Origin of the sequence: Streptococcus sp. 4094 (assembly GCF_013277125.1) — a bacterium.
Taxonomy (GTDB): domain Bacteria; phylum Bacillota; class Bacilli; order Lactobacillales; family Streptococcaceae; genus Streptococcus.
In genome coordinates this window covers 90,292-112,243 of sequence record NZ_VMMI01000008.1, presented here as the reverse complement: position 1 = coordinate 112,243, position 21,952 = coordinate 90,292, and the positions used below count along the sequence as shown (strand labels likewise).

At 41.9% G+C, this 21,952-nt stretch carries 19 protein-coding genes and 2 pseudogenes; 2 read left to right on the top strand and 19 right to left on the bottom strand.

The genetic code is table 11. The features are described from left to right. Positions 1 to 55 precede the first annotated feature (55 nt). The 16 genes and pseudogenes from HT721_RS02315 to HT721_RS11075 all read right to left on the bottom strand — a co-directional run. A complete protein-coding gene (locus HT721_RS02315; RefSeq protein ID WP_172931827.1) occupies positions 56 to 1,330 on the bottom strand; it encodes a hydroxymethylglutaryl-CoA reductase, degradative in 1,275 nt (424 codons plus the stop codon). Then, entirely contained in the window at positions 1,330 to 2,502 is a 1,173-nt protein-coding gene (locus tag HT721_RS02310; RefSeq protein ID WP_172931828.1) for a hydroxymethylglutaryl-CoA synthase, read from the bottom strand. Before HT721_RS02310 ends, HT721_RS02315 begins: the two co-directional genes overlap by 1 nt. Before the next feature lie 130 nt (positions 2,503 to 2,632). Then, positions 2,633 to 2,881: a hypothetical protein gene (locus tag HT721_RS02305; protein WP_172931835.1), complete on the bottom strand. Its 249-nt coding sequence runs from the start codon at positions 2,879 to 2,881 to the stop codon at positions 2,633 to 2,635. A 168-nt stretch (positions 2,882 to 3,049) separates the two neighbouring features. Continuing rightward, the gene (locus tag HT721_RS02300) at positions 3,050 to 3,499 is read right to left on the bottom strand and encodes a threonine/serine exporter family protein (protein WP_057487161.1); all 450 of its coding nucleotides are present in this window, start codon (positions 3,497 to 3,499) and stop codon (positions 3,050 to 3,052) included. 1 nt (position 3,500) lies between these two features. After that, a complete protein-coding gene (locus tag HT721_RS02295; RefSeq protein WP_023946522.1) occupies positions 3,501 to 4,259 on the bottom strand; it encodes a threonine/serine exporter family protein in 759 nt (252 codons plus the stop codon). Positions 4,260 to 4,373: 114 nt separating this feature from the next. After that, positions 4,374 to 6,353: a serine/threonine-protein kinase StkP gene (gene stkP, locus HT721_RS02290; protein WP_172931829.1), complete on the bottom strand. Its 1,980-nt coding sequence runs from the start codon at positions 6,351 to 6,353 to the stop codon at positions 4,374 to 4,376. After that, positions 6,350 to 7,090 carry a Stp1/IreP family PP2C-type Ser/Thr phosphatase gene (locus HT721_RS02285; protein ID WP_173213045.1) on the bottom strand — a complete coding sequence of 247 codons (741 nt, stop codon included), beginning with the start codon at positions 7,088 to 7,090 and terminating at the stop codon, positions 6,350 to 6,352. Before HT721_RS02285 ends, stkP begins: the two co-directional genes overlap by 4 nt. A 14-nt stretch (positions 7,091 to 7,104) precedes the next feature. Continuing rightward, positions 7,105 to 8,418: a 16S rRNA (cytosine(967)-C(5))-methyltransferase RsmB gene (rsmB, locus tag HT721_RS02280; RefSeq protein WP_173213047.1), complete on the bottom strand. Its 1,314-nt coding sequence runs from the start codon at positions 8,416 to 8,418 to the stop codon at positions 7,105 to 7,107. After that, the gene (fmt, locus tag HT721_RS02275; RefSeq protein WP_173213049.1) at positions 8,411 to 9,346 is read right to left on the bottom strand and encodes a methionyl-tRNA formyltransferase; all 936 of its coding nucleotides are present in this window, start codon (positions 9,344 to 9,346) and stop codon (positions 8,411 to 8,413) included. The genes rsmB and fmt overlap by 8 nt, the downstream gene beginning before the upstream one ends. Positions 9,347 to 9,358: 12 nt before the next feature. Beyond that, positions 9,359 to 11,755, bottom strand: a complete 2,397-nt coding sequence (locus HT721_RS02270; protein WP_173213051.1) for a primosomal protein N' — start codon at positions 11,753 to 11,755, stop codon at positions 9,359 to 9,361. A gap of 65 nt (positions 11,756 to 11,820) precedes the next feature. After that, positions 11,821 to 12,135 carry a DNA-directed RNA polymerase subunit omega gene (rpoZ, locus tag HT721_RS02265; protein WP_000979235.1) on the bottom strand — a complete coding sequence of 105 codons (315 nt, stop codon included), beginning with the start codon at positions 12,133 to 12,135 and terminating at the stop codon, positions 11,821 to 11,823. Positions 12,136 to 12,159: 24 nt separating this feature from the next. Then, entirely contained in the window at positions 12,160 to 12,786 is a 627-nt protein-coding gene (gmk, locus tag HT721_RS02260) for a guanylate kinase (protein ID WP_000775041.1), read from the bottom strand. A 138-nt stretch (positions 12,787 to 12,924) separates the two neighbouring features. Further along, a complete protein-coding gene (locus HT721_RS02255) occupies positions 12,925 to 14,538 on the bottom strand; it encodes a ribonuclease Y (RefSeq protein ID WP_173228789.1) in 1,614 nt (537 codons plus the stop codon). Positions 14,539 to 14,806: 268 nt separating this feature from the next. Further along, positions 14,807 to 14,989 carry a type II toxin-antitoxin system Phd/YefM family antitoxin gene (locus HT721_RS02250; RefSeq protein ID WP_173213055.1) on the bottom strand — a complete coding sequence of 61 codons (183 nt, stop codon included), beginning with the start codon at positions 14,987 to 14,989 and terminating at the stop codon, positions 14,807 to 14,809. A gap of 8 nt (positions 14,990 to 14,997) precedes the next feature. Continuing rightward, positions 14,998 to 15,350 (bottom strand): annotated as a pseudogene (locus HT721_RS11080) (N-acetylmuramoyl-L-alanine amidase family protein); the annotation flags it as partial. 621 nt (positions 15,351 to 15,971) lie between these two features. After that, positions 15,972 to 17,897, bottom strand: a pseudogene (locus HT721_RS11075) (SEC10/PgrA surface exclusion domain-containing protein); the annotation flags it as partial. 156 nt (positions 17,898 to 18,053) lie between these two features. On the opposite strand from HT721_RS11075, the gene HT721_RS02235 reads away from it, so the two are divergent. Both HT721_RS02235 and HT721_RS02230 read left to right on the top strand, forming a co-directional pair. Continuing rightward, positions 18,054 to 18,392, top strand: a complete 339-nt coding sequence (locus tag HT721_RS02235) for a helix-turn-helix transcriptional regulator (RefSeq protein ID WP_173213057.1) — start codon at positions 18,054 to 18,056, stop codon at positions 18,390 to 18,392. Positions 18,393 to 18,738: 346 nt separating this feature from the next. Further along, a complete protein-coding gene (locus HT721_RS02230; protein WP_173213059.1) occupies positions 18,739 to 19,116 on the top strand; it encodes a helix-turn-helix transcriptional regulator in 378 nt (125 codons plus the stop codon). A 153-nt stretch (positions 19,117 to 19,269) separates the two neighbouring features. On the opposite strand, the gene HT721_RS02225 is transcribed toward HT721_RS02230, so the two are convergent. From HT721_RS02225 to HT721_RS02215, 3 genes are read right to left on the bottom strand one after another with little or no spacing between them, the layout of a single operon-like run. Further along, positions 19,270 to 20,367: a nucleotidyltransferase gene (locus tag HT721_RS02225; RefSeq protein ID WP_173213062.1), complete on the bottom strand. Its 1,098-nt coding sequence runs from the start codon at positions 20,365 to 20,367 to the stop codon at positions 19,270 to 19,272. Continuing rightward, the gene (locus HT721_RS02220) at positions 20,364 to 21,182 is read right to left on the bottom strand and encodes a hypothetical protein (RefSeq protein ID WP_117306509.1); all 819 of its coding nucleotides are present in this window, start codon (positions 21,180 to 21,182) and stop codon (positions 20,364 to 20,366) included. Before HT721_RS02220 ends, HT721_RS02225 begins: the two co-directional genes overlap by 4 nt. A gap of 9 nt (positions 21,183 to 21,191) precedes the next feature. Continuing rightward, positions 21,192 to 21,932, bottom strand: coding sequence for a class I SAM-dependent methyltransferase (locus tag HT721_RS02215; protein ID WP_345890090.1), 741 nt, complete (start codon positions 21,930 to 21,932; stop codon positions 21,192 to 21,194). Positions 21,933 to 21,952 lie beyond the last annotated feature (20 nt).

Below are 21,952 nucleotides of genomic sequence, written 5' to 3'. Positions count from 1 at the left end.
TTTGATTTTCATTGAGTATAAGCACAAGAAAACTCAGACCAATTCGTCTGAGTTTTTATGATCTTAAATTTTCGAGATAGCGCTGGGCAGTCTCTAAGTTAAAGGTTTTATCTGCGATGAGGCGCTCGACCAGGGGAGCTACCTCGGATTCACTAGCACCTGCCAAAAGCGCTAGAGATTTTGCTTGAAGTTTCATGTGCCCCTGCTGAATCCCTGTACTCACCAAGGCTTTGAGGGCCGCAAAGTTTTGAGCAAGCCCGATAGACACGATAAGCTGGGCTAATTCTTTAGCAGAAGGATTTCCCAGTAGTTCATGACTGAGGGCTACACGAGGGTTGAGACCGATAGAGCCACCCTTGGTCGCCACAGGCATGGGCAGGGTCATCTCACCGACCAATTCTTCTCTTTCAAGGTCCAGCGTCCATTGACTAAGACCTTGGTAATGTCCATTTCGACTGGCAAAGGCATGAGCCCCGGCTTCGATGGCACGCCAGTCATTACCAGTGGCAATCAAAATGGCATCAATACCATTAAAAATCCCTTTATTGTGGGTAGTAGCTCGATAAGGATCAGCTTGTGCAAATTGACTAGCCAAAGCTATTTTCTCCGCAATCTCTCGCCCTTGATCCTTTTGGCGACTCAAGTAACGAAAGGCGATACGACAGCTTGCAGTCACTAGAGAATCGGTCGCGTAGTTGGACAGGATTCCCATGAGACTTTGTCCCTGACTGAGTTCTTCTAAGACTGGTTTCAAGGCTTCCAACATGGTGTTGAGCATATTGGCTCCCATGGCTTCCTGGGTATCGACATGAAGATAAACGACTAGAAAGTCTGTTTCGCTTTTGATCTGCTCTACATGCAAATCACGCGCTCCACCACCGCGTTTAACGATGGAAGGATAGGCTTGATTGGCAAATTCCAAGAGTTCTGCTTTCTTGCTGGCAATTTTCTCTTGCGCTTGTTCAGGATTAGCAACTTGATAAAGGGCTACCTGCCCAATCATCTGACGCTCATGAACCTGAGCAGTAAAACCACCTGCTCGCTTGATGATTTTACTGGCATAGCTGGCCGCAGCAACCACGGACGGTTCTTCTGTCACATAGGGAACTGTGTATTCCTGACCATTGACGAGGATCTCTGGAACCATCGAATAAGGTAAAGAAAAAGTTCCCACCACATTCTCACTCAGCTGGTCTGCCACAGTCACACTCATCTGTTCATCCTGCTCCAAACTCGCTTGTCTCTCAGGACTAAGGAGCGCCTGAGCTTTTAACAGCTCGAGGCGCTCTTGGTATGATTTTTTAGAAAATCCATTCCAACTTATCTTCATTATTTTTCAACCTTGCTATAACGGCGTTGGTGGTCAACAATTTCAATCAAGGCAAAATCTTGATTTTCATAGCCAGCAAACTGGGCAGAATTTGTCTCATCTAAGTCTACTTCCTCAAAGAAGACTTTTTCATAGTCAACAACAGACAGGGCAGTTCGTTGGTTGAGCTTATTCAAACGGTCTTTATCCAGATAAGCTTCGTATCCTTCAACCAATTCACCACTAAAGAACTCAGCTACAGCCCCGCTTCCATAACTATAAAGGGCGATTTTATCCCCAGCCTTCAAGCTATCTGTATTTTCCAAGAGAGACAAAAGTCCAAGGAAAAGTGAACCTGTGTAGATATTCCCCACTTTTTGACTGTAGAGAATAGACTGGTCAAAGTGCTTTTGCAAGAGGTCCTTTTTCTCTTGAGGCAGGCTCTTATCCATGATTTTTTTCAAGCCTTTGAGTGCTAATTTAGGATAAGGCAAGTGGAAGCAAACCGCCGCAAAATCATCCAAAGTAAGCTGGTAGCGTTTTTGATATTCAAGCCAAGTCGTTTTCAAACTATCCAAGTATTGCTGGGTAGAATAAACACCATTTACATAAGGAGTTGTCGAGTAATTTGGACGCCAGAAATCCATGATGTCACGAGTCTGAGCCACATTGTCATTATTAAAAGCCATCATGCGTGGATTTTGTGTAATCAACATGGCCACACTGCCAGCACCCTGAGTGGGTTCTCCTGGAGTTTCAATACCATACTTGGCAATATCACTGGCAATGACCAAGACCTTGGACTGTGGAGAATTTTCCACATGCAATTTGGCATAATGAAGGGCAGCTGTCGCTCCATAGCAGGCTTCTTTAATTTCGAAACTACGAGCAAAGGGCTGAATACCCAGCAAGCCATGCACAAAGACGGCCGCAGCCTTACTCTGATCAATTCCTGACTCGGTCGCCACAATGACCATGTCAATTTCTGATCTTTCTTGCTCAGTTAAAATAGAGTCACTTGCGCTGGCCGCCAAGGTCACAATGTCCTCAGTTAGGGGCGCAATACTCAATTCCTCGAGTAAGAGGCCTTTACTTAATTTTTCAGGGTCAATTCCCCTCGCTTCTGCTAAGTCTTGTAACTTCAAGACATATTGACTGGTCGCAAAACCAATCTTATCAATACCGATTGTCATATTTACCTCTGTTTTATCATTCATGTAAAAAATCGTTCAGTACTATTTTATCACAAATGGCAGTAAAAGAGAGAAAAAAGACTTGATTCACCAAATCAAGCCTCTTATTGGTCATAATTTTAAAGAATGATTAGTTGCTATAGAGTTCACCGATATAAGTAGCTTTATAAGCCCCATTCTCAGTTATCAGTTCCTGGAGGATTAAATCTCCTGAGTAAGTCCTTCCCATCTCATCTACAAATTCTTGATAAAACTGACTGGTCGGAATTTCTCTGACATCCTTATCAAATGTCTTGTCAAGTGTTTTACTAACCTTTTCGGCAATCAACTGATGCTCTTGCCATCCACTTTGAAATTCTGAGCCTGAACTAGACACCATGACTGGGATAACCAACAAGGTCAGTAGACTTACAGACAATAAGGAAAATAGTGATTTTTTCATGATTTTTCCTCCTTTCTATATATAGAATAGCATACATAGAAAGCCTTGTCACTATATTTATCTCATTTTTCAGAAAATTCTTTTATTTCTGCAAAGTTGTAAAGTCTACGATACTCGATGTGTTTTTATATAATGATACAGTCTGAGAATCACTGTTCCGCTAGCCATTCCAATGGAAATGACCAAAGCCAGCATGACAACCAAGGTCGCACTTGCCAGCGCTTTATTATAGTCCCCTGTCACAAAAAAGGCAGTTGTCCGATAAGAAAGGTATCCCGGAACCAGTGGTGCCAAGATGGCCAAGATAAAGACCACAGCAGGAGTCTTATAAAGAATACTTAAAATCTGGCTGACACATGAACCGATAATGGCCGCAATGAAGGTGGCTACAATGACATTGGTCGGTTCCTTGAGCAAGAGATAAATTAGCCAGACAGCCATGCCCAAAATCCCTCCAGGTAAGAGCATAGAGCGTTGCACATTGAGTACGATTAAAAAAGTGATAATGGCAAGAAGACTTGCTACTGCTTGTAATAAAAAGGTTGTTAGTGTCATATTAGTTCATCAATACCAAGGCGACAGAAGTTCCTGCCCCTAAAGCAAGGGTAATGAGCAGGGATTCAAACATCTTGCTCATACCAGAGTTTATGTGGTTGGTCATAATATCACGGACCGCATTGGTCAAGGCAATACCTGGTACAAAAGGCATGACTGCACCAGCTATAATCAAATCTGCTGTTGAAGGAAAACCTGTGTAGCGAGCCCAAAACTGGGCTATCATCCCAAAGACAAAGGCCCCAGCAAAGGCTGTTACAAAAGGAATTCGGATAAACTTCTCCACATAGAGGGAAAAGGCAAAACCAAATAAGGTAGCCACTCCTGCCCCAAGTGCGTCGTAGATATTTCCACTAAACATAATTGAAAAGAAAGGAGCACTAAAGGTCGCAGCCAAAGTTACCTGCAACTTAGTATAAGGAAGGGGCTGGGCTTGCAAAGCCGTCAATTGCTTGAAGGCTGTCTCTAAATCAATTTGCCCCCCAACCAGTTGACGAGAAATCTGGTTGACATCGCAGACTTTTTCGATGTTATAAGAAGAGGAGGTCACGCGCTTCATACGCGAAATATTGGTGTTTTCAATGGAGAAAAAGATAGCAGCAGGCATGGCAAGAACATTGCAATCCACAATCCCCTGCGAATGCGCGATCCGAATCATGGTATCTTCTACACGATGAATCTCTGAGCCACTTTTGAGAAGAATGGTTCCAGCTAACATAATCACATCGATGACGGCATTTAATTCTCTTGATTCTTCCATGCGTTCCTCCTTTTATCAACTCCTTCTATTCTATCACAAATCCGGACTCAAAAAAAATCTTTGCCATGAAAACATGACAAAGATTGATTACTCATTTTGATTATCCATCTGATTTTAAGGAGTAGCTGAACTTGTTTTAGGTTTGTAGATTGAAATCTTGACTCTAGTCTTATTGAGGTCTACCTTTTCACCTGCTCTAGGACTCTGTTCAACGACTGTACCTTCAGCAGTTCCAGCGGGAGCTGTCGACACTTCTACAACTTCAATATTGGCTTCCTTAATCCCAACAATTTGAATCAAATTATTCTTAGTAAACTCCAAGCTGGAACCAATGTAGCTCGGCATGGCAACACTTGTAACTTTTTTAGCTACTGTCAAGACGATTTGGGTAGGTTTATTCACATCATAAGTCGTTCCGGCACCTGGACTTTGTTTCATAATCGTTCCTGGTTCGCTTTCGCTGGACTCTTCTTCCTCTATCTTAATCAAATTATCTGGAACTTTTTTCTCTTTTAATTCCGCAATGACATCAGAGGATTTCCGTCCAATATAGTTCCCTAATTGAATCTTCGTAGCTTTTTTAGCTACTGTCAAGACAATTTGAGTTGCCTTGCTTAAGTCATAGGTCGTACCTTCTGGTAGACTTTGCTTCATGACCGTTCCAGCCTCACTCTCATTCGACTCTTCTTCCTCAATTTTAATCAAATTATCTGGAACTTTTTTCTCTTTTAATTCCGCAATGACATCAGAGGATTTCCGACCGACATAATTACTAATTTGGAAGGATTGTTTGCCTGATGAGACAACCAAATTGATTTTCGTTCCTTCTTTTCGACCAGTTCCAGCGCCAGGATCTGTACGGATAATCCGCCCTTCTTCCACCTTTTCACTAGCCTCTGACTTCTCCTCGCCAATCTCAAAATTGGCTTTTTTGAGGGTTTCCTTGGCTTCCGCCACTGTCTGACCTGCCACATTTGGAATGGCAATGGTTGCAGGAGTTCTGGATAGTATCCAAATAAGAGAAGCTGCCACCAATACAATGCTGGCCAAAAAAATCAGGTAACGCATCTTAAATCTACGTTTTTTCGGTGCCTGTGGGTGGTAAGTTTCCTCTGTCACAGCCTGGCTTGGTTTTTTGATTGGTTTGTGTTCTGTCTGCGCTTGAACCTTAGGAATCGAAGTCAAGGTGCTCTGGGATACTTTTGGTAGAGTCTTGGTGTCCGCCTTAGTCGCATCGTCAAAGACCAGCTTTGGTTCATTACGACGATTATAAGACAAACTACTAGACAAATCCACATACATTTCAGCAACTGATTTATAGCGATCTGTCAATTTCTTAGCAGTTGCCTTGATAACAACATTCTCCAAAGCCTGGGGCACAGATGGATTCTCAGCAATAACGGACGGCAGGGGCTTTTGGAAATGCTGGAGGGCGATGGTCACTGCACTATCCCCATCATAAGGGATATGACCTGTCAGCATCTCATAGAAAATAATCCCCATGGCATAGATATCACTTTGTACAGTCGCCTTCGAACCACGCGCCTGCTCTGGTGACAAGTAATGAACTGAACCCAGCATCGAGTTAGTCTGAGTCAGACTCGTCTCAGCAAAGGCTACGGCAATCCCAAAGTCTGTAACCTTGACAGTCCCATCTGGTGTCAAGAGGATATTTTGAGGTTTCAAGTCCCTATGGACAATTCCTCTGGTATGGGCCAAACGCATAGCCAATAGGATTTGTCCCATGATACGGACGGCTTCTTCATTAGAGAGAGGATAGTGTTCCTTGATATAGCGTTTGAGGTCAAGCCCAGCCACATACTCCATAGCTAGGTACTGTTGACCGTCTTCCTCGCCAATATCTGTTATCCGAACGATATGAGGATGGTCTAAATCTGCCATAGCTCTCGCTTCACGCTGAAAACGAGCTACAGCTATCGGGTCTGTCTGGTAGTTGGTTCTCAGAACCTTCACTGCCACTTCTTCCCCATCTAAGATTAAGTCTTTGGCTAGGTAGACATCCGCCATGCCTCCTCGACCAATCTGTTTGACAATCCGATAGCGTCCGGCAAAAATCTTGCCGATTTGGATCATTCTGCATCCTCCTCGTTCATAGAAACAAGGGCAACCGTAATGTTATCTAAACCTCCTGCATTGTTAGCAAAACGAACAAGTGTCTCCGTCTTATCTGCTAAAGGAATATCGCTGGTTACAATATCACGAATCTCACTGCCTGAAATCATGTTAGTCAAGCCGTCACTATTGAGCAAGAGATAGTCGCCTGACTCAAGGATAACTGTCCCAAAATCAGGCTGAATTTCATCTTTTTGACCAATAGACTGGGTGATAATATTTTTTTGCGGATGAGCTTCTGCCTCTTCTGGTGTCAATTGACCTGCCTTGAGCAATTCATTGACCAAGGAATGATCGCTCGTTAACTGGTGGTATTCTTCTCCACGAATCAAACCGATACGAGAATCTCCAATATGAGCATAGATAGCCTGATTGCCAATAATAGCAACAGCTTCTAGAGTTGTTCCCATTCCTTTATAGGCATCATCTTGTCCAAGTTGATGAATCTTTTGATTTTCAATTTCTAGGTAATTGGCGAACCATTCACGCACTTCATTGACTGTATCGATTTGGGTATCAACCCAAGCTATACCTAGGTCTGTTACCGCCATTTCACTAGCGATATTCCCTGCGCGATGACCTCCCATCCCATCAGCTAAAATAATCATAGTACGTCCAGCTCTATTGACATAGTGGTTGACATAGTCTTGGTTATTTGTTCGTTTCTGACCAACATCTGTTAATAATGAAATTTCCATGTGTCAGTTCCTTCCTAATCCGATATCTTGCGAAATTGACTGATGAAGAATCCATCACTTCCATACAATTCAGGTGTAATGAGGATACAGCCGTCTTTCATGATATCCTTACATTCATGTTCTAGTTTTACCTGCTCGAACTCAGGATGACTTTCTAAAAACGCCTCAACGACTTGAAAATTCTCCTCCGAAACAATGGTACAGGTACTATAAGTTATTATACCACCTTTGCCTAGTGTTTGACAAACACTACCTAATATTTCTAGCTGAATTTCCTGTAAGGACGCGAAATCTGCCGTTTCTTTATTGTATTTGATGTCTGGTTTTCGGCGCAAAAGACCGATTCCTGAACAGGGAGCATCCACCAAAATCTTATCAAATGAATCCTGCCCAAAAAACTCATGCACCTTTCTGGAATCTAATTTTTGCATTTGAACCCGATCTGCAACTCCCAGACGTTGAGCATTTTCTTGAATCAATTCCAACTTGTGGTCATACAAATCCAGAGCCGTAACCTGACCTGTCGTAAGATAAGAGGCTATATGGGCTGTTTTCCCACCTGGAGCCGCACAGGCATCAAGAACCTGCTCATCACCTTGTAAATCAAGCGTCGGAGCAACAAGCTGACTGGACTCGTCTTGGATGGTAATCGCTCCATCTGCAAACAAATCATGGCCTGCAAAATGCCCCTGCTCCTTAACCAGACCAGAAACGGACAAAGGTGAAGCATTAGCCTCCAACAAAGCTTGGATTTCCTCTTTTCGTCTTAGATCTGTTACACGAATGCTGGCCTTGTTACGCACCAAGAGACTTTCAAAAATAGCCTGCGCTCGCTCTTCGCCGTATTCTTCTTTGAGCTTGGAAACCAACCAAACTGGAAGAGAATAGGCAATGGAATCACGCTTGTTTTTTCGCTTGATGCTGGCAATATCTGGCCAGCCTTCACGTAGAATACGACGAAGGACGGCGTTGACCAATTTTTCACTGCCCTTTTTACGGACTTTGGCTAATTCCACCGCTTCATTAACCACAGCATGGTCTGGAATCTTGTTCAAATAGCGGAGCTGGTAGGCACTCATGAGAAGAAGGACATAAAGCCAACTGTCTAACCGGTCTCTGTCTTCGATAAAGTGGGATAGGTACCATTCTAGAGTCAGTTTACGGGCTACCGTTCCATAGACCAGCTCGGTCACCAAGCCCTTGTCTGCTGCCAAAAGTTGACTTCCCTTGAGATGCTTATTTAAGGCAATATTTGAGTATGCTTGATTGATAAAGACATCTTCTAATACTGCTAGGGCTAAACTTCTAGCCGTTTCTACTTTAGTCACCAAATCGTTCTCCTACAGTCAATGTACGTCCAACACCGTTGAGGAAGGAAGCAATATCCATCTTAGGTTTACCAGCTGGCTGCACTTGTTTGAGGGATAGAGCCCCTTCTGCCGTTGCGACAATCAATTCTTTCTTGCCCATAGAGAGAATTTCACCTGGATTTCCCTGACCTTCTACAGCTAGAGCTTCATAAATCTTAAAGCGGTCGCCCTTAAGGAAAGTATGGGCAACAGGCCACGGGTTCATGCCACGGATCTGGTTGAAAAGTTGACGATTGGTCTTAGTCCAATCTAGTTTTTCTTCCTCTGGCTTGATATTTGGCGAGAAAGTGACCTGACTTGGATCCTGCGGTTCAGGTTTGATGTCACCAGCAATATAGGCAGGTAAAGTGTCCAAAAGCAAATCACGACCAACTAGCGCCAATTTTTCAAACAAGGTACCAACATTGTCCTCATCAGTGATAGGAATACTGCGACGAGAAATCATATCTCCTGCATCCATTTCCTTAACCATTTCCATAATGGTCACACCAGCTTCCTCATCCCCTTGAATCAAGGCATAATGGATAGGCGCTCCACCACGGTGTTTTGGAAGGAGGGAAGCGTGAACATTGACCGCAAAATTCATGCTATCAAGGAGTCTACTTGGGAGAAACTGCCCAAAAGCAGCAGTCACAATTCCATCCGCTCCTAGCTTCATAAGATCTTCCATCTCTGGACTTCCAGATAATTTTTCAGGTTGGTAGATTGGAAGGCCCGCTTCCTTGGCAGCCTGCTTGACTGGGGTTTCTTGGATCACTTTTTTACGACCAACAGCACGGTCTGGCTGGGTCACAACGGCTAGAATTTCGTAACGGTCATCTGTCAAAAGTCCTTTTAAGACTGTTGCTGAAAAGTCGGGTGTCCCCATAAAGATTAGTTTTGTCATATCTTCTCCTTCTTATAAAAATTGCTGTGGCTCATGGTCAATGCTGAGACGGAGCTCACTATTTTCCCGTTCTTGAGTCAGAGCCAAGACCTGGTTGAGGGTCGGCCCCATCTCATCTTCTAAACGGTATTTAATTAAAATCTGGTAATGATAAAGGTTGTGGGTACGAGCAATGGGTTTGGGCGTTGGACCAAGAATGTGACTAGTTTCAGACAAACCTGACCGCAAAATGTTCATGACTTCATAGGCACGTTTGACTACCTCTTCTTCTTTCTTGTGAGAAAGGGTAATGCCAATGGTGAAATAGTAAGGCGGATAACCTAGTTGTCGTCTAATGCCCATTTCATAGGCATAAAAGCCTTCGTAGTCCTGATCCTTGGCAAATCGAATAGCATAGTGCTGCGGATTGTAGGACTGTATCAAGACCTGACCTGCTTTTTCAGCCCGACCTGCTCGACCTGCCACCTGAGTCAAGAGCTGGAAGGTTCTCTCAGAAGAACGGAAATCTGGTAGATTCAAGGCCGTATCCGCATTGAGCACTCCGACTAGGGTCACATTGGGAAAATCCAATCCCTTGGCAATCATCTGTGTACCAAGCAATATGTCCGCTTCACCTCGTCCAAACTGGTCAAGCAGGGCTTGGTGACTACCTTTCTTACGAGTCGTATCCACATCCATCCGCAGAATACGGGCCTGGGGGAAGAGTTCTGCCAGCTCGTCAAAAGCCTTCTGAGTCCCTGTCCCATAGTAACGAATACTGCGACTCTTACAGTTAGGGCAGTCCTGAGGAATGTCTTTCGAGAAACCACAATAATGGCAGTTCATGGTCTTGGTATCCATGTGCAAGGTCAGGGAAATGTCACAGTTAGGACAAGTATCCACCGTCCCACACTCCCGACACATGACAAAGCTAGAATAACCACGGCGATTGAGCATGAGAACCACCTGCTCTTTTTTAGCCAGACGGTCTTGAATGGCTTCTAGCAAAGGAGGCGTAAAGTTTGACGTCTCGTTTTGTCCGATATAGTCCCGAAAGTCAATCATTTGAACCTCAGGAATCGTTGCCAAAGGATTGGCACGCTGGGTTAGACGTAAGTGTTGATAGACGCCTTTGCCAGCACGCGCCCGGCTTTCCAGACTAGGAGTTGCTGAACCAAGTACCAGGGCTGCTTGATTATACTGAGCCCGTAAAATAGCTACCTCTCTGGCATGGTAACGGGGATTGCTGTCCTGCTTATAAGTCGCTTCATGCTCCTCATCGATAATCATAACACCTAGATTTTTCAGCGGAGCAAAGATGGCAGATCTAGCACCAACCACAACTTGGGCATCGCCGCGTTCCACCTTGCGCCATTCATCATACTTTTCACCATTAGACAAGCCTGAGTGAAGAATGGCCACTTTCTCACCAAATCGAGCAATAAAACGCTCCGTCATTTGTGGAGTCAAGGAAATCTCAGGCACTAGCAAAATAGCTGTCTTACCCTTGTCCAAGGCCCCTTGGATAATCTGCAAGTAAACCTCCGTCTTCCCACTTCCCGTAATCCCTTGAAGGAGGAAGGGAGGCCTATGACTGCCAATCGCACTCACAACCGCATCACGCGCCTGTCTTTGCTCTGGATTCAACTCCAAAGGTCGACTTGTCTCAATGCCTTCAAAATAAGCAGCTGAGCGTTGCACTTCTTTTTGGACTATGGTCACAGCACCTTGTTCCACAAAGAAGTTGACTTGCTCTCGCGAGTAGGACTCTAACAAACTAGCCAAGGAAGCACTCTCAGGATGAGACAGCAAGTAATATCTCAATTCCAACTTTTTCTTAGCACGTGTAGAAATCTCTACATCTTCTAATTGAGCAAGATTTACCTCATACCAAGACTGGGTCTTGACCTTCTTTTGATCAATCGCCTGATATTCTAGACCAAGCAAGCCTTTTCTAGTCAAACGCATCATTTCAGCTTGCTTAGCTAAATCTAGAGAAGAAAAGGCTAGCGAATCTTCTGAACCAAACAAGCGCTCTCGGTCTTCCTGACTTAGGCCTGCCAGAGGATAGAGAATCTTGTCATAGCTGGAGTTCAGAAATCCTGGTAACATAGCCTTTAGGATAGAGATTTTGTAGGAGAAGACAGATTTGCGTAACTCCTCAGCCAGCCAGAGTTGTTCTTGCGTGAGAACAGGAGAAAAATCCAGAACCTCCGCAATATCTTTTAAATCTTGATTAACCTCTTCTTCATCTGGTTGGGACTCCAAACCAAGCACAATCCCTTGAATCAGGCGATTGCCCTTACCAAAAGGCACATGAACCCGCATCCCAACTTCTAGCATTCCCTCAAATTCCTCAGGAATCCTATAACTATAGGGCTGGTCCGTCTGCATCAAGGGCACATCTACAATAATCTTGGCTATAGCCATCTTCTCACCTCCTCCTTGTCAGTACATTCTTGCAATAGAAAAAATAAGATTGAGTCCCCCCAACCTTAAATTTTTTCACCATCTTCTTTTTCTTTAGCAATTTGCTCTTTGATTTTCTTCTCTTCTTCTTCTTTGCGGCGTTTTTCTTCTTCGATACGGCGACGCACCGCTTCACGTTTTCCTTCTGGATCTGGGTGAATTGTAACGTTTCCTGATTCGATTTCTTCTAAAGCGCGAAGAGTTGATTTTTCAGATTTGAAACCTTGAGTAGCTGGCGCACCTGCTTCCAATTCGTGGGCACGTTTTGCTTCCAAGATTACGAGTGAATATTTTGAAGGAACCTTGTCGAGCAAGGTATCAATAGAGGGTTTTAACATCATTTGCTTGTACCTATTTTCTAAATTTTATCGGGTAGTTGGAGATTTCGGTAACATCTCCTGATAGTGACCAATGACACGATCCACACGGAAATGCTCTGCTTCGATCACACGTTTGACACGCTCAGCAGCTAGGGGCACCTGATCGTTGACAATCGCATAATCATACTCACGCATAAGCGCAATTTCTTCCTTGGCTTTTTCGATTCGTTGGGCAATCACTTCTGCACTATCTGTTCCACGACCTACCAAACGATCTTGCAATTCATCCAAATCGGGTGGTGTCAGGAAGATAAAGACAGCATCTGGAACCTTTTTCTTGACCTGAAGAGCGCCCTGAACTTCAATTTCAAGGAAAACATCGATTCCCTTGTCCAAGGTTTCATTGACATAGGTCAGAGGAGTTCCATAGTAGTTGCCGACATATTCTGCGTATTCCAACATCTGTCCTTGACGAATCAGCTCTTCAAACTCTTCGCGAGTACGGAAGAAATAGTCAACACCGTCCACTTCTCCAGGACGTTGTGCGCGTGTCGTCATCGATACAGAGTATTGAAATTGGTTTTCAGAACTCTCAAAAATCTCTCTTCTAACCGTTCCTTTTCCAACCCCTGAAGGACCAGAAAAAACGATTAGTAAGCCTCGGTCTGCCATTGTGTCTCCTTTTAGTCAGTCTGTAAAAATAAAATAAAATTTTCCTTCAGATAGTAGCATTTTACACAAACTATCCTTCTACAGTCTTTCTATCTAGTGTAACAAAAAAGCAGTAATTTTTCAACTGCTCTTTCTTATTTATTTAGCATAATCTACTGCACGCAGCTCGCGAATCACGGTTACCTTGATATTTCCTGGGTAATCGAGATTGTTTTCAATTTTCTCACGAACTTTGTGAGCCAAGATTGTGACTTTGTCGTCTTTGATTTTTCCTGGATTGACCATGATACGAATTTCACGTCCTGCTTGAAGGGCAAAGCTATTTTGTACCCCTTCAAAGCCGTTAGCAATTTCTTCCAAATCATGAAGACGCTTGATGTAGCTCTCAAGAGACTCACTACGAGCACCTGGACGGGCTGCGCTCAAGGCATCTGCTGCAGCAACGATCACTGCAATGACGCTTTCAGGTTCTACATCGCCGTGGTGACTAGCAATCGTATTCACTACAACTGGATGTTCCTTGTACTTACGTGCCAATTCCATACCGATTTCAACGTGGCTACCTTCAACCTCACGGTCAATGGCTTTCCCAATATCGTGAAGGAATCCAGCACGACGGGCAAGAGCCGCATTTTCACCAAGTTCGCTGGCCATGATACCAGCCAACTTAGCAACTTCAATCGAATGGCGCAAAACATTTTGTCCATAAGAAGTACGGAATTGCAAACGTCCCATAATCTTCATCAAGTCTGGATGAAGGTTTGGCGCACCAATCTCATAGGCAGCGGCCTCACCGTATTCACGGATCTTATTGTCAATCTCTTGACGGTTTTTCTCAACCAACTCTTCGATACGAGCTGGGTGGATACGACCATCCTTGAGCAACATTTCCATAGTCATACGGGCAATCTCACGACGAATCGGATCAAATCCTGACAAGGTCACCACTTCTGGTGTATCGTCGATAATCACATCAACCCCTGTCAAACTTTCAAAGGTACGAATGTTACGACCTTCACGACCAATAATGCGTCCCTTCATAGTATCGTCTGTAAGATGAACTGTTGAGTTTGTTGACTCCGCTACATATTCACCAGCGATACGTTGCATAGCTTGAACCAAGATATCCTTGGCCATTTTGTCAGAACGTTCCTTGACCTCTTGCTCAGCTTCGCGAATACGGCTGGCAATCTCCTTGGTCAAGTTTTCCTCTGTCTGAGCCAAGATAATATCTCGTGCTTCTGCCTGAGACAGGGCACCAATACGCTCTAGTTCTGCTTCTTTTTGTCTTTCGACTTCCTCTAATTGCTCTTCACGCGCATCAAGGTTTTTCGCTCTATCAGAAATACTTTGTTCTTTTTGTTCAAGTGTTTGTTCTTTACTCGTCAAATTGTCGTCCTTACGGTCAAGGCTAGCAGCTCTCTCTGTCAAACGACTTTCGATTTGTTTGAGTTCTTGACGTTCTGATTTGAATTCAGCGTCCACTTCTTCACGGTATTTTCTGGCTTCTTCTTTGGCCTCCAATAGTGCTTCTTTTTTAAGAGACTTGCTTTCACGCTTGGCTTCATTAACAAGTAAATCCGCTTCACGCTCAGCTTGTCCACGTAAATTAGTTGCTTCTTGTTCAGCATTTAAAAGCATCAACTCCGCAGCTTCCTGAGATGATTTCATCTTAGCTGAGATGCTGACATATCCAATGACTAAACCAATGATGACGGCAAAAACAGCAATCGCAAGCGACATGATTTCCATGTTTTTACCTCATTTTATTGTTATTCTGAATGACATACATTCTTTTACATTCTACCATAAAAAAGTGATTTTCACAAACCTAAAATAGAATATGTTTTGGGGAAATTGGAACACATTTGCTAAAATAAACTTGTTATTTAGAAATAGTAGTTTAGTAGAGACTTGAGAAAAAGCCTACTTTTCAGTAGACTTCCTAATAATCGTTAGAATGCAAGAAATTTGTTTCTAACAACAGCAAGATTTCACTCAGTATTCTCTGTAAATTAGACTAGTGTCCTGCGCGAATTTTATCCATTCCTCGCAAAACCTTGTCAGATAACTCCTTATTTTGGGCGATTCTCAGAGTTTCTTGAATACTATTCCACTCGCTCTTTGAAAGGACTACAATGTCCTCGTCTGGATTTTTATTGACCACCGTCAAAGGATCAAATTCATCATTTACCTTCTTCATATATTCCTTTATACCCACTCACCATTGGCATTGACCGTATAGCCATCTGGTGTAGTAGTATTCACTGCTAAAGCTCCTGAGTATAGGCATAGTACCATTTACCAGAAACTGTAAACCAGCCTGTTTTCATAGCTCCAGCGCTATCAAGATAATACCATGTATCATTATCTTTTACCCAACCAGTAGCCATTTTACCATTTTCTTTAAGATAGTACCATGTGCCATTGTCTTTGACCCAGCCAGTTTGCATCCAGCCTGTATTGTCAAAGTAATACCATGTACCCTCGATTTGTTCCCAACCGTTAGTAGTGTATGAACCATCTTCATGCTGATACCACCAGCGACCAGATGACTCAATCCAGTTACCAGCTTGAGAATCTTTTGTATTCTTAGTTTCCGTTTTTTGTTTGGCAACTACATCTACTTTGACTTTATCTTGGCCAGAAACCCCACCATTGTTATTCACAACAGGAACTTCAACACGTGGAGTTGTTGGAACAACAGGAGCTACAGGAACTACAGGTGTGCTAGGAACGCTAGGAGCAGATGGAGTTGTTGGAAGTACAAACTCTGGAAGAGCTGGACGAACTTCAGGGATACCCTTTTCTGTTACAGGATATTTCTTCAGTTCTTCTGCTTCATAACTTGCTTTTGCTGTCGCATAAGCCTTATTCGCTTCTTTGGCTACTTTTTCTTTTGCTTCAAGTGCTTCTTGCGCAGTTGCTTGGTTTGCTTTTGCTTCTTTCAACTCTGCCTTGCGAGTTTCAAGCTCTTTTACAGCAACTTTCAAATCTTGAACCAACTCTTTTGAAGAAACAACTTGTGCTTTGGCTTGGTTAAGTGCTTCTTTGGCAACTGATACCGCTTGGGTAGCTTCTTCTGCTTTCTCTTTAAGAGAAGAAAGAGTTTCTTTTTCTGCTTTTGTTTCTGCTTTCGCTTGGTTAAACTCTTTCTCTGCTTGTTTAGCAGTTTCCTTCAACTCTGCCAATTTCGCTTCTTTATCTGCCTTTGTAGCAGACAAGGTAGCAACCAAGGCATTGGCATTTGACAAGGCAACAACAGCTTGATTATGAGTTGTTGTAACAGATTGAAGAGTTTCTTTCAAGGCTACTGTATCTTTAAGTTGAGCTTCTTGAGATTTCAAGTTTGAGTTTGCAGTTTGCAATGCAGTTTCTGCTTCAGCTACAGTTTGGTTAGCAGTTTTAAGAGTTTCTTCTGCTTGTGCTTTTTCTGCTTTTTTAGCTTCTAGTTTAGCAGTAGCTGAGCTATCTTTGCGAGCTACTGTGTAAGGATTTGTGATTTCTGTTGTGTTGAACTTAGACCCTTTTGCTCGGCTTCCTGTGATACCTGTGATAAAATGATTATTGTAAAGATCATTAGTAACACTTTGTGCAAAACCACCAAAATATGAGATTTCTGTAGGATTATCAAACTTCAAAATACCGACTAGATGTGCATAATCTTGCTCATTACTTACTAAATCAGATAAAGAGGTAAATAATTCCTTACGCATCTCAGTTTTAGTCAATTTAACAGAACCTGATACAGTATGAGATTCTGAATTTTCATAGCCTTGAATACCTTTATTCATTTCAGCTTCAGTAGGATGGAAACCGTTCAAACCATAAGCATCTGCAACCGCATGGATACCCTTAGCATAGTGACCGAAACCACCACGCGCAATGAACTCTTCGCGACGTGCGATAGACCAACCACCTTTGATGTACTCTTTTGCGACTTTTTCTGCGAACTCAAAGGAGTCTTTTGCTACAACAACGTCTGTAAGACCCAACTGCTCACGCAAGTTTGAAATCAAGTCGGCAGCGAATAGTGTCAAATCATCACGGACTTCTTTTGGAAGATTATTGATATCATACTGTGTCTTATCTGCCTTATCCGCTTCGCTCAAGACAAGGTTTTTAGATTGGATGCTATCTCCAACCATGTCAGTGATCTCTTTTTTCAACTCTTTATTACGAGCTTCAAATTTATCAATATCCGCTTGAGTAAGTTTATTATCTGGAATTGCCCAATAATCCTTATTCAACTGGATTTTTTCTTTGATTTTAGAAACAAAGGCTTCTTTGAATTGGATAGACCCTTTTGCAAGTGGTTTTGATGACTCGATAAGAGCGTTAACTTCAGCAGTGACCGCTTTAAGAGCTTGTTCTGCTTGTTCTTTACGTGCCTTAGCATCCGATACCGCTTGAGTTTTTGTAGCAATATCTGCTTTTGCACCTTCAATTTGCGCTTGAGTAGCTTGATTTGCTGTCTCTGCATTTTTTAAGGCAGTTTCTGCATCTGTTTGCGCTTGTTTGCTTGTTTTTTCGGCTTCTGTCGCTTCTTTTTGTGCTTCCTTGGCATTTTCCAAGCCTTTGCCATTAACCGCGTCTGTGGCGATTTGAACCGCTTCTGTGGCACTTGTAAGTGCTTTTTCTTTTGTAGCTTGAGTAGCTTCTTTTTCTGCTACAACTGCTTCTTGTACAGATACCGCTTGGCTTGCTTTCTCAGCATTTGCTTCTGCATTTCTAAGAGCTTCTGCTTTTGCAGGAACAGCAGACTCAGCCTTAACAACTTCGTTTTCTGCTTCTGCAATAACTGCTGGGCTTGCCTTTTTCGCAAAATCCTCTGCTTTTTTTACAGCTTCTGTTTTCTCATTGACAAGAGAATCTGCTTCATTTGTAGCACGCTTGGCATCTTTTACCGCCTGTTTTGCTTCTACTACTTCTTGATCCGCTTTCTTAGCTTCTGCTTCTTTTGTAGCAACCTCTTCTTTTGTTGCCACCGCAGGAGCAGTTGTTTCCACAACCTCCGCCTTTGGCGCTTCCACATTCACTGGTTTTGGAGCGACTTCTTCTGCGCCTACTGTGTTAAATAGAGAAACTGTAGCAGCTGCGACTGCTGTCATTGCGATTGTTGATTTTTTCATATTGTTTCCTCTTTTTTCTTTATAAACTTATTATATCACAAAATAACTTTTAAAGGTTGTTTATGTGTAAAATAACTTTAAAAAGTCTAAAATTTGTACCATTTTGACTGTATCATGTAAGTAGCGAGGTACTACATGACAAATAACAAAAGCAATCTTCAAGATTACATCTCTAAAAGAATCCGTCTATTACGTTTAGAAAGAGGATATACTCAAGAACAACTAGAAGAGATGGCTGATTTGGGTACTAATTATATCTACAAATTAGAAAATCTTTCAACTAACTTAAAAATTCAAACGCTAGAGAAAGTAATGGAAGCATTAGAAGTAGATTTAGATACATTCTTTGACATACAGTTAAAAGAAGAAGACCCCAAAATTTCTCTACTTGTTGATGAATTAAAAACTCTTCCAACAGAACAACGTTCCCGAGTCTTAGATGCCTTGATACTCATTCTCAAAGAAGTCAAATAACAGATGTTCTGATTTGCTTCTTTATCATTTGCAATCATTAGATTTCCCATAATTTTTTAAGAAGGCGCAAAGCTTTCTTTTTTACTTTTATATAGAAAACTAGACGCAAATAGTTCAAAATGCTATTTGCGAGTGTCAATCAGACTAACAAATCCCTTACTTATAGCTGAATCAATTACGACTATGACTACTCTACCTTTTAACCTAGAATCAATCCTATCTAAATTCCGATTGTATGGTTTTCAATCTATTCATTATTTTTATACTACTTTACCATACTTTTCTTATTTTGTATAGTTTGCTGTACTTATTTTTAAAGAAAATACATAGTAAAATGATATATAGCATGAAACATGATAGATTACAAAAACATATAGCTTTTCGAATCCGTGAATGTCGAAAAGAACAGAGATTAAGTCAAGAGAAATTATCAGAATTAGCTGGCTTGGGTATCAAGGCAATTCAAAACATGGAAAATATGAAATATGATTTTAAGATAAAAACTCTTGAATCGGTAATCAAAGCATTAGGTATTACCGTAGAAGAATTCTTTAACCTACAAGCATACGATAGAGAAAGAAAAGACTTCCTTAAGCTACAAGCATATGACTCAGAAAGTGAAGACTCCCTAGAAATACTTTTCGACAACCTAACAAAGTTACCCAAAGAGAAACAAGGAAAAATTATATCCTCCTTTAATGAAATTGTAAAAAACATAAAATAAATATAGATGGTAAGGAAGCTTTCAACGAATAAACAAGGCTTCTAATAGAACAAATTTATAAGGTATTCAATACTTTATAACAGAGAACAAGAAAAGAACCAACTGAAAGCCATTTCCCAACTTTTAGTAGGTTCTTTTTATCCTATCCATATTCTAGTTCTTTTCTATTCTAATCGGCACTCTTCCAAAATTCTGCTCTGCTATACTTGTCTGTCTCAGTTGGTAAATCTGATCCGCCTTTTGGGTCATGGCATCCCAAGGTTCTTTGCCAATTCGGCTGACTAGAGAGACCTGCTCTTTCAGAGATTTGAGGTGTTGTCTGCCTTTTTCAGTAAAGCCAAGAACATGAATAGCTTCTGGTAAGTCACTTTCTCTAGCTTGCACCAAAATATAAGTCAAAAGGCGTCTGACACGCGCCTTGGTGTAACGTTTGGTCGCAACCGCCTCAACCAAGTCTTCCACAGACTGGGCTGTCTTGATGGCATCCTTGATGCGCACTGCCATTTCCTGATTGACCTGATAGATAGTGGTTAGGTCTGGATTGGACAAGATTTGATAGCGGAGCAAGGGAAAATAGTCTTCCCAGCTCACCTTACTGGCCTGCTCAAATAGGGCAACAGAAGGCATAAAGCGTTCTAAGAAATCTTGGTCTGACTGATGCTGACGCAGAGCTGTCGCCGAGGCGTAGTCTACATCCTTATCCACAGAATGATAACCCGCTCCCTGACGCTGAATCGGATGGAGCTTGATGTTTCGTCCAGCAACCGCCTTGGCATAAGCAAGAGCAAGGACATGATTGGGTGTATTGCCTGAAAAATCAAGATCTGCAAATTCTTTCCACATGGCTTGGGTTTTCTGGGGATAGGAAAGGGAATCAGGCAGATTTTCCACAAATTTCTCCATCTCAGTAGCTTGCTCTGTGTATAAGTCAGATATTTTTTGATAATCCAGAACTTCCTCTGTCCCGAAAGCTAGAATATCAATCCCCAAACGAGCCAAGATATCCACAGCTCCTTGGCCAAAGAAATCCGCCGCCTGAACACTGACTAAAAAGGGCAATTCTACTACCAGATCCGCTCCATTTTCCAGTGCCATCTGGGCCCTTGTCCACTTATCCACAATAGCAGGCTCGCCTCTCTGCATGAAATTCCCAGACATGGCAACAATTTTCAGCCCCTCAGCCTGATCCAGCAGGTATTTATGCCCATTATGAAAAGGATTGAACTCCGCGATAATACCTGTGATGGTCATGCTAATCTCCTACGTCTATATTTCCTTTTTGTTCTATAGGGGTATCGTTTAGCCTTCATTGACACATTATTACTTTTAACAACTATTAATCTAACAATTATCTTGGATGTGACAATACAACTAGCAATAAATATCGGTATAATCGTATATGGATCTAAATTAGAACTAGAATTTTTTATTTCGTCTAAAAGGAGAACATAAGATCCACCGATTAAAATAAATAGTAATGCAACTATAATAATTTTAATCCAGATCAAAAAATACTCAAACAATTCTTTAATAAAATCTGTATCGTTTTTTAATGACAATTTGATCACATAACATACAACTAAAATGGAAAACAAAGCGTTTGGAATAATTGAATATTCACTGATCAATTTTATAATTTTATCTCCAAAACAAATTATCATATTTACAGATGTATCACTTATATTCACAGTTTTGGAATACCCTATAAATAAATACGCCAAACTCATAGGAAGTATGACATATTTAAAAAATTCAAACTTATTATCAGTTTCATAAATTACAATCTTCTTCAAAAATAATAATGGTATTTTTAAAACTAATAGTAACAGATGTAACGTCAATACAAATACAACAATAACACTTGCTATTAAAATCCAGAAAATCGATTTTATTCCTTTTTCCCAACTTTTAAAAGATATATGTTCACGAAAGAAATCAATATCACTCTGAAACTCAGCTTTACTAACAGCAATTGATTTAAATCTAATACTATCTCTAAATTTTATACAATAAGCAGCAAAATAAATTAATATAAATACTAACAGCCAAACTAGTCCTTTTATCATGCTAATCTCCTACTTCTGCGCCACAAAAAACCAACGGGTACTGGTTTCTGTTGGCTCCTTGTCCTCAAAGTCTGCATAGAGTTTGAAAGACTTAAACCCAGCCTGCTCCAGCAAGATATCATAGGTCAAGACTTCGTATGTACGCTCCTCATGCACTTCATCGTGGCGACTAAAGGAACCGTCTGCCTCCTTGATAAAGAAAGTCAGCTCATGGACGATGGAGTGAGGTGCTGCATCCTCGTAGGTATCCCAGAGCATGGCGAAATCTTCCGCATTTTCATGATAGGAATAGGCAGGGAATACTTCATCTGTCTGGTAGGTCGAGTGCACATCAAAGATGAAAACTCCGTCTTCATTAAGCGCATTGTACACTTCCTTAAAGACGTCCCCTACTTCCACCTCATCCTGCATATAGCAGATAGAGTCCGAATAACAAGTGACAAAGTCGTATTGACCTGCCTTAGACAAATCCAGCATATTGCCTTCCATAAAATCAATCTTTTGTTTGGCTGAAGAAGCTCTCTTCTCCGCAATCCCCAGCATATCCGCGCTCAAATCAAGTCCAGTCACATCAAAACCAGCCTGAGAGAAGCGCACTGATTGAATTCCCGTCCCACAAGCCAATTCCAAGAGTTTCTTTCTCTCCTTAGTTTTTGGCAAATGACGCAGCGAAAAATCAGTCCATTTGTCATATAAACTGTCATCCATGACTGCATCATAGACCGCCGCAAAAGTTTCATAAGTTGCCATAATCATGATACTCAGAGCCT